Origin of the sequence: Roseiconus lacunae (assembly GCF_008312935.1) — a bacterium.
Lineage (GTDB): Bacteria > Planctomycetota > Planctomycetia > Pirellulales > Pirellulaceae > Stieleria > Stieleria lacunae.
Window position 1 is genome coordinate 644,744 of sequence record NZ_VSZO01000001.1, and the last position, 17,155, is coordinate 661,898.

The following is a 17,155-nucleotide window of genomic DNA, read 5'->3' on the forward strand; positions in this document are numbered from 1 at the left end:
CAGGGTGGAAACACAGCGGGAAACTTCCGACGAAACGTCGCCTTCATTATCGCAATGTGATTCAGCGACTCGAAGGGTGAATTGATTCACTCGAAAATTCAAACCTGACCGAATAGCCGAACGGCATCGCTATGGCTAATTCGACACAACCTTGGCTCACGCAGCTGTTCCCAAACCCCTAGCGAAACGCTGCTAGACTTTAAAATTCCACGTGAATTGAACACAACATAGGATGAAGCCGACATGGCAACGATCGCGGTATTGGGAACCCTGGACAGCAAAGGCAGCGAACATGCCTTCGTGGCCGAACAGATCCGCCAGCATGGGCATACGCCGCTACTGATTGACGTGGGGACTTATGAGCCGCCTGATGATTTACGGATGGATGTGAAGATCGATCGACATGAAGTCGCGCGAGCGGGGGGCATTGTCTGGTCCGAGTTGGAATCACGAAGCGACCGCGGTGAGTGTGTCGCCGCAATGACGGCCGCTGCTCCTTTGCTGCTACAAGAGCTGTACCGGCAAACCCGTATCCAGGGAGTGATCTCGCTCGGCGGTAGTGGCGGGACGGCCATTGCGACCGCGGCAATGAGAGTCCTCCCCATCGGCTTTCCCAAAGTGATGGTTTCGACGATGGCAAGCGGCAACATCGTGCACTACGTCGGTACAAAAGATATCGTGATGATCCCCAGTATCGTCGATATCGCCGGACTCAATCGTGTGTCGCGAATGATCTTCACGCGAGCCGCCGGTGCGATTTGTGGCATGGTTGAATCCGACGTCGCTCCCGACACCGACGACCGACCACTGATCGTTGCAAGTATGTTCGGAAACACCACCGAGTGCATCGCGGCTGCGACACCGGTTCTCGAAGAAGCCGGCTATGAAGTGCTGGTCTTTCATGCCACCGGAGCCGGGGGAAGGGCGATGGAATCGCTGATCGAGAGCGGAATGGTTGCCGGAGTTCTTGACATCACCACGACCGAATGGGCAGACGAATTGGTCGGCGGCATCCTGTCTGCGGGTCCCCATCGACTCGAAGCCGCCGCCAAGGCGGGCGTTCCTGCGATCGTCGTACCGGGCTGTCTGGATATGGTTAACTTCGGAGAACAAAATTCCGTCCCACCACTGTTCGCCAACCGAAGGTTTTATGCACACAACCCGCAAGTCACCTTGATGCGAACGTCGAGGGAAGAATGCCGCGAATTGGGGCGCGTGCTAGCCCAAAAAATCAATCCATCGTCGGCACCCGTATCGGTGCTCATCCCCCGAAAAGCGATCAGCGTCATCAGCGCCGAAGGGGGGCCCTTTCACGACCCGAACGCCGACCAAGCGTTGTTCGAGAGCCTGGCCAATTCGCTGCGAGATGACATTCCTGTCCACTGGGAAGACCGCCGAATCAATGACCCCGAATTTGCACAATTGTGTGCGAAGACGCTACTGAGAAACATTCAAGTCGCTGCTCAACGCAGCTAGTGTTTCGTTCCAGTTCCATTCCAAGATCAGCCGAATGGCGTTAGCCGCGGTTCCATTCCAAGATCAGCCGAATGGCGTTAGCCACGGTTTCCGAGCAATACCCGAGTCCAACGCCAGTCGGCCGAAGACTCGCACCCGCTTTTTCAAATGGAACAACGCACTAGAATCGCTCTCACGATCAGCCAAATCGCGTTCGCCACGTCAGAGTCGTATCCATCGGGGCGAGCAATGCTGACTCACAAGTTGCTTCCGTAGGTGGCCGGCTAAGACGTCAACCGGATCACTCCTGAAACCAACGTTCACACCATAACGGAAGCCGGCCAGGCATTCAGTGGTCTCGATGCAATGGTTCAAAACGCCGCGAGATCCATCTTGCGTTGGCGTCCCGATTCTGCGAGTTTCACGGGGACCGTCGGCATGATGCCCTTGGTATCCCCACCCGCCATCCGTATGGAGACTCGCTACCGTGGCCCGATTACTTGTTTTTCTGACCATCGTCGCACTCTTTGTGTCTTTCCCAGTTGCCAAAGTCGGCGCCGCCGATGGAGAGCCCGAAAAATACACGCTTCGGTATGCTCTCGATCATGGTCAACGATTGAATTACGAGGTGACTCACGTCGCCAAAACCAAAACACGCATCCAAGGCCAAGAAGAAGTCTCACAAGTTCATACCGTCAGCCAACGTTATTGGGATGTGAAAGATGTCAACGAAAAAGACATGACCTTCGATCACGTCGTCGATGCTGTCGAGATGACCCAGCAACAAGGTGACCAAGAAGAAATCCGCTGGTCGAGCACATCCGGCGACGACGCACCGGTTCAATTTTCAAAGGTTGCCGAACAAATCGGAAAAACATTGTCGACCATTTCTGTCAACGCACGCGGTCAGGAGACCGCTCGCGAAGACCATGGCGGTAGCAAAGCCTCCCTGGGCATGGGCTCACTAACGTTGGCTCTTCCAGAAAACCCGATCGCAATCGGCGAGTCCTGGTCGATCCCTCGCGAGATCAAAACGCGAACGGACGATGGCTTGGTCAAGCCCATCAAAATCCGCGAACTCTACACCCTCGAAAAAGTCAAGTCGGGCGTCGCCACGCTGTCCATTCGCAGCGAACCGCTGACGCCAATCAAAGAAGAGTCTGTGCGTGCCCAGGTCGTTCAACAACTGAGCAACGGAACGATAAAATTCGATCTTGATGCCGGTCACATGATTAGCAAAGAACTCAACTGGGACGAGACCGTTGTCGGCTTTCAAGGTCCCAATAGTTTGATGGAATACCGAGCACGCATGAACGAAGAACTCGTCGATGTGCCACACACCGCGCGTCACAACCCACTCGGAAAGTCCGTCTTGAGTGAGTAGTGCTTCGTGCCAACTTGAGATTAGGATTCGCCGCATGGCGTTCGCCACGGTTTCGTTGCAATCACTGGCGCCAACGCCCGTCGACTGATCACACGAAACCGTAGTTTCAAATGGAACGAAGTGTTCCTCGTTTACCTGCGAACAGCTTTGGAACGAACGTCGCTGATCAGCAACAGTGATCACCGCCCCGAACGCGACACCGGTTCTGACCTTCGCAAAAAGTGGCTAAAAATGCCTTTTTGTTTCTGCTCGATCGGTGTCGATACCGGTTGTGCCGACGCTTGATCAGGCCCCAACCGTTTCGTCCAAATCGAGAAACGCTGGGCAAGTGTCGGCGAGGTCGCCGGAGCTCCGATCGGTGCGTGTGGCTCTCGGGCTACGAGGCGTGTCGGTGTCGCTGCCTCCCCGGGCGCCGACTCCAGCGATGCAATTTCATCGGCATCGGACTCGTCACGGCGGTTCGACTCGTCGTGTTGATCGAGCCCGAATGCTCCAGATGCCTCTGAAAATAGCCGATCTACTCTCGGACCAGTCTCGGGGCTTAAAAATGCTCGGACGTCACCCCGATCAGCCTGACCATTTGGAGCCGGAAGCAAAGGTAACCTCTCACTGGTCACCAATAATTCACGAGACGGAGTCGATCGGTTAAGTTCCTCTAATTCCGTTGTTTCGAGTTGAGTTGCACGCGCCGCCCAGTTCGACGATCCGGTCGATTCATCTGGTTTGACCGTTTGCGAACGAATCACGTTGGCAAGGTCCGCGGTGTTCTTGCGTGGATTCAGCCAGTCCGTGCTGGGCGGTGACTGCGTCGCCGAACCTGCTACCGAATCGGCATCGCTGGGATGCGTAGCTTTCATCGCGAGCTGCGTTTTTGGCAACGGAACCAAGTCGGTCGCCAGCCGGTCGCGGTCCCAAGTGGGTTCGATCGGCAGCGATTCATCCATCGGAAGATGACTCCCAAGTTGATCGATCGCCAGCATCCCAAAACCACCATGGGACGCCGTCGAACGCGCTTCGCCGAGAGATCGTTCGACGTCGGATGAGTCAACATCTGACAAGACATCGACGACTTCATCGATGTCTTCGAAAATGCGTTCCGGCATCACCGGATCACGCACAACCAAGGCTCCCGAGAGTGTTTGATGATTCGAATCAACGGGAATTCGTAACTGGCGATCATCGACGTGAAACTGCCGCAACTTGGGTGCGACGTCAGCGATCAAAGGATTCCGACGAACCTGGCCTTGCGATGACCGCTCAACGATCTCTGCATTGGCATCGTGCTGGGCGAGCGTATACGCTGGCGTGGACGCGGACCGAGTTGGTTGTGACTGGTCGTATTGATGCAGATCGACGTACCGATTGATCCGAGGCGCCCCCGCGCCGTCTCGCGTAATCATCCTTCGATCGGTCGCCGGACTGATGAAGGTCGGAGTGACCGGGGCAGGTGCAAGAAGTGACCGGAGCGGTGTCCCCGCCGGCGTTGATTGAGAGAGAGTCGCTGCCGTTTGCGCGAAGCCAGAACCACTTCCGACGAGGGTGAGCGATGCCAGTAGTGCGTAACGCAGGTTTTGTACTCGAACAGATCGTTGCAACATAAACGCTTCCTTGCGTGGTCACGCCAATCAGATTCAATCGTTGAATCTCTTGCGTAGAAGAAGGCGTCGTCATCTGATAGCGGATGGCCCAACCAGATCCTCACCGATCATTCCGAATCAACTTGGGGGCGGACGGGCAATAGACTTAACCGTCGACAAGCGAACGAGCTTTCGATTCAGAACAGAAGCTCGGACAGGCACAACCGTCAAGGATTAACACGAGTCAGCGAATGCTCGTTCCAACTCGATTTTAGAAATAGCCGCACAGCGTTCGTCACGGTTTCAGTGCAATAACCGGGGCTCACGCCCGTCGGCTGGTGACTCGAACCCGTATTTTCAAATGAAACGAAGCATAAGTCGCCATTATCCACGCACTCATGATCGCCGACTCAATCCACACTCGATTCTGCGATCATCGATTTGATGCTCTTACGGATCAGATGAGCGGGCACCATTTTCGATAACTTTGCCCCGGTGGAATCACGTATGACACCGATATACATCCCGATTACCGTCAACGAGTCGTTCGCCTCAGACGCAAGAAATGCTGGACCGCCACTGGTTCCCTGGGCGAGAGGGGGAGTGCAAAAGACGACCGGCTCGTTTCCCCAGCGACTTTCGGCCAAGGTCTCTCGCGAAGCAATGTGCCCCACGACCGCAAGTGGCGAAACCTCATCCTGAATTCCCATCCCGAGAGGAAATCCGATCGTGACAATCGGCGTTGTTCGCCGAGGTGTGTCGGAAGAGAGCGATTCAAGAGGGATCGAAAGTCCATCAAGATGCGAAAGGTAAACTTCGTTGCCTTCACGTGAATGAATCTCCGCGATCGCAAAATCAGATGTCGGATCTCGTCGCCATGGATTCGAAGACTTAGGAACCAACGATCTCAACGTCACCCATTGTGAACCGCCACGGGCGTCGCGATAACGAAGTCGGCTTTCGCCGCTGGTCTCTGCACAGGCATGACCGGCGGTAACAAGAAATAGCCGAGCCCCCGCACTGACGACGAAGACAGAGCACAACTTGCGAGTGTTTGGCTGCGATGGAACCTGAGATTCGATGCAAGCGACCCGGTCCAGTCGATCAATGCCCCTTGCTTCATCTGCAACGCTGATTGCCGTCGGTACCAGAATGCCAACGAGAAGCGTGATTAAAGGTTTCAGGTGGGTAACAGATCGATGCGGTCTAAAATCCGCGGTGATCGGCGTCACTTGGCATTCGCCAATCACCGCGCGGTGACAAGCTGACCGAACCGACTTTGGGACCATCGGGAACACAATTTCGCTTGAACTGATTGCGGAAGAATCGCGTCGCAAATTGATCGAGCGTGCTCGCGATCGTTGCTTGATCGTAGTCGCCATCAAAACGGGCTTGCGTCGCGAGGTAAAGAATCTTGTCGCGATCGAAGCCGTTGCGAACAAAATGATACAAGAAAAAGTCATGCAATTCGTAAGCTCCGATCGACGCTTCGGTGTTCTGTCGGATTTCGCCGTCAGGTCCCGGAGGCAGCAACTCGGGCGAGATCGGCGTGTCGGCAACACGGTGAAGCAGCTCTGTCGTCTCGCCTTGGAAATAATGGTCGGCGGCAAATCGAACTAAGAATCGCACCAACGTTTTCGGGATCGAAGTATTGACGTTGTACATCGACATATGATCGGCATTATAGGTCGACCAACCGAGTGCCTGTTCACTCATGTCACCGGTGCCGAGCACGAAACCACGGTTCATCAACAACATCGTACGGATACGGGCTTGGACATTCTCGAACGTCAGGTCGGCCGCATCCTCGGGAACCTGATAGAGCCGCTCTTGCAGCGACTGTACCGTCGTCTGTTCATCGATCTCAATCCCTAGCGGTGAGTGTCCAAGCGACCGAAAAGTGTCGAGACAAAGTTGGCGAATGTCGATGCATTCGCCGGTGATCCCGGTTTGTTCGATCAATCGATCGGCGCTCGTTTTGGTGTGCGTGGTCGTTCCAAAACCAGGCATGGTGATTCCAACGAGACTCGTCCGTGGCCAGTTGGCGGCATCGACAGCCTGAATCGCCACCAACAACGCGAGGGTGCTATCGAGACCACCAGAAATCCCAATTGCCAACGGCGTTGTCTTGGATAGACACGAAAGGCGTTTGACCAGGCCGGCCGACTGGACCGCAAAAATTTCTGCACAGCGATCGGCGAGCTCCTCCGACTTCGCCGGGACGAACGGATGCGCATCGACGTATCGCCGCAACTTTGTTGGAGCGGGTTTCGCCGGTTTTTGATTGCTCAGCTCCACCCAGCGAAACGAGTTTGATTGACGATCGATCGCATCATCGAACGAGCTGACAAGACGACGGTCGTGGGCAAGTCGTTGCAAATCAAGATCACAGCAGACTTCGGTTTCCTTGACATAAGGCGGGGTTTCCCCGTCACCGATCCGCCGCGACTGGCCGAGCAAACTTCCGTTTTCGGCAATCAAACAATGTCCGCCGAACACCAAGTCCGATGATGATTCGCCGGGGCCCGCGGAGGCGTATACGTAGCCGGCGATACACCGCCCGGATTGGGAACGAACTAGGTCACGACGCCATTCCGCTTTGCCAATCGTTTCATTGGAAGCCGACAGATTCAGCAACACATTCGCACCGGCAATTGCTTGGTTTCCGCTGGGCGGATTCGGTGTCCAAAGGTCTTCGCATAGCTCGATCCCCAATACCGCTTCGCCGCATCGAAATAACAAGTCGGTGCCGAAAGGAACCGAGTCACCATCGATCGATACGTGATTGGGATCCCCAGGACCGGATGGGCGAAAGTGCCGGCCTTCGTAGAATTCGCGATAATTGGGTAGAAATGTTTTCGGCACCACACCGGCGATCCGGCCACTATCCAAGACTGCGGCGACATTCATCAACGATCCCGCAACCCGGAGTGGCAACCCGACCACGACGCTGACAGCCTTGCCCGCGGTTCGCCGAGCCAGTTCGATTAGTTGTTGCTCGGCAGCCGTGAGCAACCACTGACAACCGAATAAATCTCCGCAGGTGTACCCTGTCAGCCCGAGTTCGGGAAAAACAATCAGATCGGCATCGCTCGAATCAATGACAGCCCCGATCGAGTTTGCGTTTTGCTGCGGATTCCCCACCGAAACGTGAGGCGCCGCCGCAAGGACGCGATAGATCCCATGTTCAAATGCTTCGTTATCAGTTGGCAAAACGCGGCCATCGGTTGGAACTACTTCATAATCGGACCGGCGACATTGTAATGGGGCGGCTTTCACGAGACGACTTCCCATCAGCTATAATTTGACCGCGGAAGGGTGCCCAAACCCCATCACCCCATTCTCGTTCGCCCTCAAATTGAAACCTGAACATGACTAGATTACTGACAACTACTCTGGCGTTGATGTTCACCGCGTCGATCGCATCGGCCCACTGCCAAGTACCGTGTGGCATTTATGGCGACCAAATGCGTTTCGAGCAAATGCTTGAAGACACGCAGACGATTTCCAAGGCGCAATCGCAAGTCGGCGAAATCGCTAAAGGAAACCTTCAAGAAGCCCAGGCGATCAATCAGGCCGCTCGCTGGGTCACCACCAAAGAAGAGCACGCGACAAAGATCCAAAGCACGATCGCCGCGTACTTCATGGCTCAGCGAATTAAAGCCGATGGCGACAACTACACCAAGAAACTGACTGCCGCGCACGCCGTGATGGTCGGTGCGATGAAGTGCAAGCAATCTGCCGACCCGGCGACCGCAAAAGCACTTGAAAAAGCGATCTTCGATTTTTACCGCGTTTACGAAGGCAAAGAGCCCGATTTTGCACATTCGCATTGATCGGTCACTCAGAGCCCTGCTGCGACGCAAGACACGTCACCCCAGAAGAGAAAAAGCCGGCTGGACCAATCCAACCGGCTTTCAAAATACGTTCACGAAGTCAATCCGAGAACGGTCAATTCCATGTCGCGTCGTCTTTTCCGGAAAGGTGCTGCTGCAAGAAACTCGCCCGGCGAGCGTGACGTTCGGCGGTACCAAGGATTCGCCCTTGCAGTTTCTGCAGGTGGGCGGACTGTGATTGCAAGAACAACTGGTTGATGATTTTGACATCGGGTTTGTCGATCAAGCCCATGCTGATGCCCAGCCGAATCTTGGACAGATGGTGCATCGTTTCTTCGCTGCTGATTTTTCTTGCGGTACTTAAGATCCCCATCGCACGGCTGACTTCGTCGTGCAGATCATCGCGATTGTTTTTCAACAGCGCTTCGCGTGCTTTGCGTTCGTACTCGATGATCCGAGGGGCGACTTCTTTGCCGACCAAGTCTAATAATTCTGATTCGGTGTAGCCCAGCGTGACCTGGTTACTGACTTGATAAAAGTCACCGGTGTACTGTGATCCTTCGCCGTAAAGGCCGCGAACGGTCACATTGATTCGTTGCATACTGCGGAACACGCGATCCATTTGTTCGGTGATCACCAACGCGGGCAGATGCAACATCACGCTCACCCGCAGTCCCGTGCCGACGTTGGTCGGGCAGGCGGTTAAGTATCCGTAGCGGGGATGAAAGGCGTAGAGCACGACTTCTTCGAGCATGTCATCGATTCGGTTGACCTGCTTCCAAGTGTTCTCGATATCCAATCCGCTACGCATCACTTGGATTCGCAAATGATCCTCTTCATTGATCATCACGCTGTAGCCTTCGCTGGCATCAAAAGCGACCGCGCGAGATCCATCGGAGTCGGCGATTTCCCGGCTGATCAACTGCCGTTCGACCAGCAACTGCCGGTCGATTTCCGAGAGCGGTTCGAGGTCGACATATTGGGCCGATTCCCAGAGGCGATCGGCGATCGTTTCCATCCGCGAGCGAACCGTCCGTTCGATACTCAACCGGTCTTCGTCACTGCAGCGACGAATGAAAGGAAAGTCGGCGAGGTTGCGTGCCAAGCGAACGCGGGTGCTGATCACGATATCCGACTCAGGGCCTTCGCCTCGCATCCATTCGCCGGTGTAGCGTGCAAGCTGTTCAAAGTCAGCGTCACGTTTCACGATTGGTCATCCGTTTCAGTGTTAGGTGGATTCAGCGGGGCGGCCATATTTTTCAATTCGTCGCGAAGCTCGGAAGCGCGTTCATAGTCCTCCGACTTGATCGCTTCTTCCATTTCGCTCCGCAGTTTAATCATCCGAGCTTGGGAGTCGGCTGTCCCGGCAGACCGCTGAGGATGTTTGCCGGCGTGATCGGTGCGGTCATGAACGTTGATCAGTAGTGGGCGTAAATCGGCTTCGAAATGCGTGTAATCGTACGGGCACCCCAAACGACCGCTGTTTCGAAACTCGCGGAACGTGATCCCGCAAACGGGACATTCTTTCTGATCGAGCTCTTCAAGGTCATCGCCGCTTTGTCCGAGTTGCTTCGCAAGTGCCGTCGCGATCGCCGCCATCGGAGAACTGGCGCCTTTGTGCAGAAACCCCTTGGCGTGTTCTTCGCAAAGGTGCATCACCTGGGGCCCGGTCGGTTCGGTCAGTTCGGTGATATGGAAGGTCGCCGGTTTTTCGCAGAATTGGCACTTCATGATTTGCTACCGGTTCGAATCTAAAATTGATCGTTCGCGTTTTGGCCGACTCGATTCTATCGCTCGCCGAATGCAAAACCAACCCAGCAGCGTTGAAGGCGTCACGATCGGCGATCATCTGGGGGGCATCGCGACACGACCAAAACCGGGCGGAGTTCCCCCGAACCTTCCCGCTGGTGGTGAAGTCCTGCTGGGACGAATAAAAACGTGGTCAGCTCGTGCGGTCATCACCACCGCTGCGGAGGTCGCCTGCCGTCGCTGCGACGTGTTTTGCGGCGGGCTTCCATCGGTCAGCCCCCTACACGTCGGACGCTCGGGGGACAACACTAGCGGGAATCCGCTTGAAAAGGCCAAAATTGGCAGGATCGTGCGAGATTTCATTGCAGCCGGATCCCCCTGTTGTTCGAGTCCACTAAGCAGTCGCCCCGTTCCTGATCTTCATCTGACGATGCATCACCCGACCCCAAACGCCTTTGCCGCCTTGGCGACTGAGTATGACTTTGTCCCCGTTTATCGGCGACTACTCAGCGATGCCCTTACGCCCGTGACCGCTTTCCGGCGCCTTGATGGTGCCGCCCGTCAAAGCAGCCGATCGAACACGTCACCGGCCGAAACGACCGGCGGTGCCTGCCTTTTCGAAAGTGTGATCGGGGGCGAAAAGGTCGGCCGATATAGTTTCTTGGCCGTCGAGCCGATCTTGCGGTTTGCCGCGACACGCCGGCAAGTGCAGGTGCTGGACCTTGAACGCGGCCAAGTAATTGACGAGTTCGAAGATCCCGATCCGCTTAATGCTTTTCGCAAGTACCTTGATAAAACGGTCGCGCAGCTTGATGAACTGCCGCCCTTTGTCGGGGGTGCGATCGGGTATGCCGGCTACGATGTCGTCCGCTATGTCGAGGACTTGCCCCATTCACCCGAGGACGATCGCGGTATCCCCGATCTCGACTTTGCGTTCTATCACACGGTCTGTGTGTTCGACCATGTCGACAAAACGATCACGGTCGTCACCCTCGCCGATTGCCGTCACATCAACGACGAATCATCCGCGTCGGAGGTGTATCGGCAAGCGTCCGAACAAGTCGATCAAACCATCGATCGCTTGATGGGAACCGGTGGCGATCAATTCCAGCCCGCCGCCTGGGATGAATCGGTATGGCGGCAATCGGCGAAGGAGTCACCCCTGACGATTGAATCGAACTTCACCCGTGAAACGTTTTGCGATGCGGTGCGTCAGTGCGTGGAATACATCCGTGCTGGCGATATCTTTCAAGTCGTCCCCAGCCAACGTCTGTCGGTGAAGACGGAGGTGGATCCGTTAGAGATCTACCGCTCCCTGAGGGTCGTCAATCCGAGCCCCTTCATGTTCTACTTGAGAACCGGCGATTGCGTTTTGGTCGGCTGCTCACCCGAGATCATGTGTCGTGTCGAAGACTCCATCGTCACCGTACGACCGCTCGCCGGTACAAGGAAGCGTGGCCAGACCGAGAAGGAAGACAAGGCGCTCGAACAAGAGTTGCTAGCCGACCCTAAGGAGCGTGCCGAACACGTCATGCTGGTCGACCTGGGACGCAACGATGTCGGCCGAGTGGCACAGTTCGGTTCGATCGAATTGACCGAGGTGATGGTCGTCGAACGTTACAGCCACGTCATGCACATCAGTAGCGAAGTGCAAGGCAAACTGCGAGAGGGCTTGGACGCATTCGACGCACTCAAGGCAGCACTTCCCGCCGGAACCGTTTCCGGTGCCCCGAAGGTACGCGCCATGGAAATTATCGATCAGATCGAACCTCATCGACGCGGACCTTACGCCGGCGCCGTCGGTTGGGTCGACTATCGGGGAAACATGGATACCTGCATCGCCCTGCGTACCATGGTGATCAAGGACGGAACGGTCCATGTCCAAGCCGGCTGCGGTGTCGTCGCCGACAGCGACCCCGATGCCGAGTACGACGAAACGATGAACAAGGCGCGAGCGTTGATTACCGCGATCGAACTAACCGTGCAGCGTCTCGGTAGTAACTCTTAGATCATCCGCGGCAGCTTTCTGTGCCTACGTTGATCGAAAGCGGACTGATTTACGGCGCAAAGATTCACGGCGGAAACGAAACTTCTGGCGAAGTCGCCCCCCCCCGACCCAACGAGGGGCGAAACACTCGGCTACAATGGCGGTCGATCCGACCGTCCCTGTCTCTGCCCGGAGTTTTACGATGCGGCCATGTTGGTTGTCTCGCCCATTGTTGGGTTTGGTGGTGTCATTCTTTTTCGCCGCACACTCGCACGCGGCGACTCCTTCTGCGGACGCCCAGTCGCTGTTGGACAACGCGGGGATCAAAGCCGGGTTCTTCGTCCACTTGGGCTGTGAAGATCCAGAACTTGCCAAAGCACTCGGCGGCGGTGACTCGGTGCAACTGCAAGTCCTGTTGGATGATGACGCTGCCGTTGATCGGTTCCGAACGCGACTTCGATCGAGCGGTGACTACGGCGATATCTCAGCCGACCACTTAGACGGTGATCAATTGCCCTACGTCGACAACATGGTCAATCTCTTGATCGCCGAGTCGACCGCGGGACTGACCACTGACGAACTATTGCGAGTGCTCGTCCCAAACGGCGTGGCACTGATCAAGCAAGGCGACCGATGGGAACGACGCGTCAAACCACGGCCGGACAACATTGACGAATGGACGCATTACCTGCACGACCCGACTGGCAATTCGGTCGCCCATGATGACGTGGTTGCCCCGCCACGTCACCTGCAATGGGTTGGTTCGCCGCGTTGGTCGCGGCACCACGATCGAATGGCCAGCATGAGCGCTTTGGTTTCGGCGGGCGGACGGATGTTCTACATCATGGACGAAGGCAGTCGCATCTCGATTCAGTTGCCTTCGAAATGGAAATTGATCGCGCGCGATGCCTTCAACGGAACCATCCTTTGGAAAAAAGACATCGCGACATGGCAATCACACCTATGGCCGTTAAAGAGCGGCCCCAGTCAACTCGCACGCCGACTCGTTTGCACCGAAGACCGCGTCTACGCGACACTTGGCTATAACGCCCCATTGGTAGCCTTGGATGCCGAAACCGGTGAAGTGTTGCAGGAGTACGCCGACAGCGATGCAACCGAAGAGATCATTTCGACCGGCGAGACACTGTACCTCGTTGTCCGGAAAGGCGAAGCAGAACTGCAGAACTACGTGCCATTGTTTGGCACCGTTGGAGACCAAGCGCGTTCTCGAAGCATCCTCTGGAACGAAGAACCACGTGTGCTGATGGCGTTTGACGCCAGTAGCGGTGAACGGCTCTGGTCCAAGAAGTCGGTCGTTTCGCCGCTGTCACTTTCGGCAAGCGACGGCAAGGTCTTCTTTCATGATGGCGAACACATCGTCTGCGTCAACGGCCACGACGGAGAACAAGTTTGGCGGAGTGATTCGGTCACGCGGCGAGATTCATTCACCTTCAATTTCGGGCCCCGCTTGGTCTTACACGACGATGTCGCGCTGTACGCCGGCGGCGATGGCAAACTGGTCAGCTTGGACGCCAAGAGCGGCGAACGCCTTTGGGAAGCCGACTTCCCCAACAGTGGCTACCAGTCGCCACAAGACTTGATGGTCGTCGACGGCCTAGTTTGGCTGGCTCCCTTGACCAGCGGGCGCGATTCCGGCGTCTACACCGGACGCGATCCCAAAACCGGCAAAGTCGAAAAGACCTTCGCTCCTGATGTCGACACCTACTGGTTCCATCACCGCTGCTATATCGCCAAGGCGACCGACAACTTTTTGATGCCTTCGCGTACCGGTATCGAGTTTGTCGATCCCAAGCAGGAACATTGGGATATTCATCACTGGGTCCGCGGCGGCTGCCTTTACGGTGTCTTGCCATGCAACGGCCTGACCTACGCGCCGCCTCACAACTGCGCGTGTTACCCGGAAGCAAAGCTATACGGCTTCAATGCCCTGGCCCCGGTCGCGCCGACTCGTCCGATTCCCAACGAAGTCCCCGAAGAAGGACGACTGACTCAAGGCGAGGCCTACGGTACAGCTCTGCTCGCAGCCGGCGATCAACCGCTCGATGACTGGCCAACGTACCGTCATGATGCCAATCGCAGCGGCACGACCAATGGCCCGATCGACGCAACTTTGAAGACGAAATGGCGAGTTAACCTAGGTGGCCGTTTGACCTCACCGGTTATCACCGGGGGACGTGTGTATGTTGCCCAGATCGATCAACACACCCTTCATGCGATCGACGAACATGACGGACAAACGTTGTGGTCGTTCACCGCGGGCGGCCGCATTGATTCACCACCAACGGTCCGGCGTGGGAGAGTGGTCTTTGGCTGTGCCGATGGCCGGGTCTATTGCTTGACCGAGGAAGGGAAGCTGGTGTGGCGATACCGAGCCGCACCGCTGGATCGCCGTGCGATGGCCTATGAACAACTCGAGTCTCTTTGGCCGGTTCACGGCAGCGTATTGATTCACGACGAATCGGTTTACTGCGTCGCCGGACGTTCGATTTTCATCGACGGAGGACTGCGTTTGATCAAACTTGATTTGGCAACGGGCCAACAACAGTTCGAACGTATCCTGGATGAAACCAACCCCGAGACGGGAAATAACATTCAGGAAAAACTGCAGATCTTGCAGATGCCCGTCGGCTTGCCCGATATCCTGTCAACCGATGGGCGATTCCTTTATATGAAATCCCAGAAGTTCGACTTCGACGGCAATCGATTAGAGATAGGCCCGAATTCCGGGGACTTCGCAACCCAAGCATCCAAGCAGCGCGGGGATGACGCGCATCTCTTTGCCCCGATGGGCTTCCTTGATGACACTTGGTTCCATCGCTCGTACTGGGTGATGGGACAAAGTTTCGCCGGCGGTCATGGCGGGTACTACCAAGCCGGACGCTTCGCTCCGTCAGGCAGAATCCTGGTCAAGGGTAACGGCTACGTCTATGGCTACGGACGCAAACCGCAATACCTACGCTGGACGACGGTTCTTGAGCACCAGCTGTTTGCCGCCGAACAAAACCCACCTGAAATCCCAGAGAACTTTGGACGGCGGGGCGGCGCGGCTTCGGTTCCATCGGCGTCGTTCCCAAAAACTGCGAGCCTGAATCCGGCCGGCAAACCGATCACAGTAGAAGCTTGGATGACGACGATTCGTCCCCAAGGCGTTGTGATCGCTCGCGGGGGGCCAACCGAAGGTTTCGCCCTATCGCTCAACAACGGAAAACCGCAGTTCCATGTTCGCGTCGAGAAGAAACTGAAAACAATCACGGGTCCCAATCGCATTGTCGGCGGCTGGCATCACCTGGTCGGAGTTCTCGACGTCGACGGCTCGATGAAACTATATGTTGATGGCGAATTGGTAACCGAAGGAAAAACGACTGGAACACTAACGGTCGACCCGGCGCAAGGCTTAGATGTCGGTGCCGACGGCATGACCGCCGTCGGTGACTATCAATCGCCTAGCCAGTTCAGTGGCGTGATCGACGAAGTACGTTTGTACTTCATCGCCGCAACTGACGAACAAATTCTGCGCCGCTACGAAAACGGACAAGAGATTTCTCCCGATGCCGTGCTAGCGGTCAGCTTTGATGACGGCACCGCTCGCGATCATAGCCTGCAACGCAACAGCGGCACCATCGACGGTGGAACGATTGTCGATGGCAAATACGGCAAAGGCATTCAATTCAAAATCGCTCGAAATAACAAAAAGCGAAGCGGCGGGAACAATCGCCAAGGGAACAGTTTAGTTGATCCCAAATGGGCCCAGGACGTTCCGATCTATGTCCGCGGTATGGTACTCGCCGGCAACAACCTGTTCGTCGTCGGTCCCAGAGATTCGATCAACGAAGAAGAAACATTCCAGCAACTCAGCGAAAGCGATCCCAAAGTCCAAGCGATACTCAACGAACAAGACCAGATTCTTTCTGGTGCCGAAGGCGCGAAATTACTTTCGGTCAATATCGATACGGGTAACGTCGAAGGCAACCTTGAAATCGAATCGTTACCGACATGGGATGGCCTGGCGGGGGCTGGCGGCCGACTGTACCTGTCAACGATGGACGGCGGATTGATTTGTTTTGAAAAACGAGAACGCGTCGAGCAGTAACCCAACATTCCCTGAGGCAACGACATCCCATGAGAGAGTTTCAGCGATTAAGAGTTGGAGTCTTTACCGTAGGAATTCGCTGGTTCACACCGATGCTATTCCTTGTGGCCTTCGCTCTATCGGCGAAAGCGTGCAACATCCCGGTTTTCCGCTATGCCCTCGAACGGTGGAAAACCGATCCCGTCGAAATCGTCGTTTTTGGCAAAGGTGATCTTCCAGAATCGGATGCCCTGAAATTGAAACAATTGTCCGATCTTGCCAGCGGGCCAGACTCCAGCCTGAATGCGAAACTGATTTATGTCGACGTTACGAAACCGATCGATGCGTCTTATGAAACCTTGTGGTCAAGATTGAAGCATCAGGTTTCTGCGATGCCCTACTTGACCGTCTGCACGAAGGGAAACGGAGGACGAGGTGGAAGGTATTTCAGGAGTCCTCTTCGTGACGTTGCCCCGGAGACGATCATTCGATCAGCCGTTCGCGATGAACTAAAACGACGCCTGCTTGCCGGGCATAGCGTGGTTTGGCTGCTAATCAAATCACCCGATGCGACGAAAAACGACGCCGCGACGAAGCTGCTGCGGGACAGTTTTCGATCGTTGCAATCAAAGATTAAGCTGCCCGAAGGTATCGGACTTCCGGGATCAGAATTGTATGCGGACGTCCCTTTAGTGATGCAATTTAGTGTCTTAGAGATCGACCCAAAGAAAAACGAAGATCCCTATTTGATCGACGCGTTGACCAGCTTGGGGCCGCTACCCTGGCAAGAAGATGATCCGATAATCGTTCCCGTGTTCGGTCGCGGGCGGGCACTGGAAGTCCTTCCGGCGAGGCTTGTTGACGAATCCATGGTGAGGCAGATTACCGAATACCTAGCCGGTGCTTGCTCGTGCCAAGTTAAAGAACAAAATCCTGGGTTCGATTTGTTAATTCATTGTGAATGGGACTCAGAATTGTTCGGAGGAGTAGATAATCGACCGCCCGATCGGTCAAATATCGAAGGAACAAACCAACCACCGACCCTGGTCCCGATCCCCCCCGGTCGAAAATAGAGAT

11 protein-coding genes are annotated in these 17,155 nt (G+C 55.6%); 6 read left to right on the plus strand and 5 right to left on the minus strand.

Going from position 1 to position 17,155, the window contains the following annotated elements:
* Positions 1–243 precede the first annotated feature (243 nt).
* Together FYC48_RS02155 and FYC48_RS02160 are read left to right on the plus strand one after the other, a co-directional pair.
* Entirely contained in the window at positions 244–1,476 is a 1,233-nt protein-coding gene (locus FYC48_RS02155) for a Tm-1-like ATP-binding domain-containing protein (RefSeq protein ID WP_149495043.1), read from the plus strand.
* Positions 1,477–1,942: 466 nt separating this feature from the next.
* Positions 1,943–2,839: a hypothetical protein gene (locus tag FYC48_RS02160; RefSeq protein ID WP_149495044.1), complete on the plus strand. Its 897-nt coding sequence runs from the start codon at positions 1,943–1,945 to the stop codon at positions 2,837–2,839.
* Positions 2,840–3,018: 179 nt separating this feature from the next.
* Here the strand turns inward: FYC48_RS02160 and FYC48_RS02165 are convergent, their stop codons facing one another.
* From FYC48_RS02165 to FYC48_RS02175, 3 genes are all read right to left on the minus strand, one after another.
* Positions 3,019–4,437 (minus strand): hypothetical protein, encoded by a 1,419-nt coding sequence (locus tag FYC48_RS02165; protein ID WP_149495045.1) that lies wholly within the window; start codon positions 4,435–4,437, stop codon positions 3,019–3,021.
* A 389-nt stretch (positions 4,438–4,826) separates the two neighbouring features.
* Positions 4,827–5,648 carry a S1 family peptidase gene (locus FYC48_RS02170; RefSeq protein ID WP_235034027.1) on the minus strand — a complete coding sequence of 274 codons (822 nt, stop codon included), beginning with the start codon at positions 5,646–5,648 and terminating at the stop codon, positions 4,827–4,829.
* Positions 5,623–7,629 (minus strand): NAD(+) synthase, encoded by a 2,007-nt coding sequence (locus FYC48_RS02175; protein ID WP_235034028.1) that lies wholly within the window; start codon positions 7,627–7,629, stop codon positions 5,623–5,625. The genes FYC48_RS02170 and FYC48_RS02175 overlap by 26 nt, the downstream gene beginning before the upstream one ends.
* A 158-nt stretch (positions 7,630–7,787) precedes the next feature.
* Here FYC48_RS02175 and FYC48_RS02180 point away from each other — a divergent pair, with 158 nt between their 5' ends.
* Entirely contained in the window at positions 7,788–8,252 is a 465-nt protein-coding gene (locus FYC48_RS02180; RefSeq protein WP_149495048.1) for a superoxide dismutase [Ni], read from the plus strand.
* A gap of 115 nt (positions 8,253–8,367) precedes the next feature.
* On the opposite strand, the gene FYC48_RS02185 is transcribed toward FYC48_RS02180, so the two are convergent.
* Positions 8,368–9,459, minus strand: a complete 1,092-nt coding sequence (locus FYC48_RS02185; protein WP_230780106.1) for a protein arginine kinase — start codon at positions 9,457–9,459, stop codon at positions 8,368–8,370.
* Positions 9,456–9,983, minus strand: coding sequence for a UvrB/UvrC motif-containing protein (locus tag FYC48_RS02190; RefSeq protein WP_149495049.1), 528 nt, complete (start codon positions 9,981–9,983; stop codon positions 9,456–9,458). The genes FYC48_RS02185 and FYC48_RS02190 overlap by 4 nt, the downstream gene beginning before the upstream one ends.
* 448 nt (positions 9,984–10,431) lie before the next feature.
* Here FYC48_RS02190 and trpE point away from each other — a divergent pair, with 448 nt between their 5' ends.
* The 3 genes from trpE (at position 10,432) to FYC48_RS02205 (ending at position 17,151) form a co-directional block, all read left to right on the plus strand.
* Positions 10,432–12,009 carry an anthranilate synthase component I gene (trpE, locus tag FYC48_RS02195; protein ID WP_149495799.1) on the plus strand — a complete coding sequence of 526 codons (1,578 nt, stop codon included), beginning with the start codon at positions 10,432–10,434 and terminating at the stop codon, positions 12,007–12,009.
* A 181-nt stretch (positions 12,010–12,190) separates the two neighbouring features.
* Entirely contained in the window at positions 12,191–16,099 is a 3,909-nt protein-coding gene (locus FYC48_RS02200) for an outer membrane protein assembly factor BamB family protein (protein WP_160149281.1), read from the plus strand.
* Between the two features lie 29 nt (positions 16,100–16,128).
* Positions 16,129–17,151, plus strand: coding sequence for a hypothetical protein (locus tag FYC48_RS02205; RefSeq protein WP_149495051.1), 1,023 nt, complete (start codon positions 16,129–16,131; stop codon positions 17,149–17,151).
* The last annotated feature ends 4 nt before the right edge of the window (positions 17,152–17,155 follow it).

What these genes read in the sequence shown, in the direction of transcription:
- FYC48_RS02155 (WP_149495043.1), top strand. Translation starts at nt 244, where the DNA reads ATGGCAACGATCGCGGTATTGGGAACCCTGGACAGCAAAGGCAGCGAA.
- FYC48_RS02165 (WP_149495045.1), bottom strand. Translation starts at nt 4,437, where the DNA reads ATGTTGCAACGATCTGTTCGAGTACAAAACCTGCGTTACGCACTACTG.
- FYC48_RS02180 (WP_149495048.1), top strand. Translation starts at nt 7,788, where the DNA reads ATGACTAGATTACTGACAACTACTCTGGCGTTGATGTTCACCGCGTCG.
- FYC48_RS02190 (WP_149495049.1), bottom strand. Translation starts at nt 9,983, where the DNA reads ATGAAGTGCCAATTCTGCGAAAAACCGGCGACCTTCCATATCACCGAA.
- trpE (WP_149495799.1), top strand. Translation starts at nt 10,432, where the DNA reads ATGCATCACCCGACCCCAAACGCCTTTGCCGCCTTGGCGACTGAGTAT.
- FYC48_RS02200 (WP_160149281.1), top strand. Translation starts at nt 12,191, where the DNA reads ATGCGGCCATGTTGGTTGTCTCGCCCATTGTTGGGTTTGGTGGTGTCA.
- FYC48_RS02205 (WP_149495051.1), top strand. Translation starts at nt 16,129, where the DNA reads ATGAGAGAGTTTCAGCGATTAAGAGTTGGAGTCTTTACCGTAGGAATT.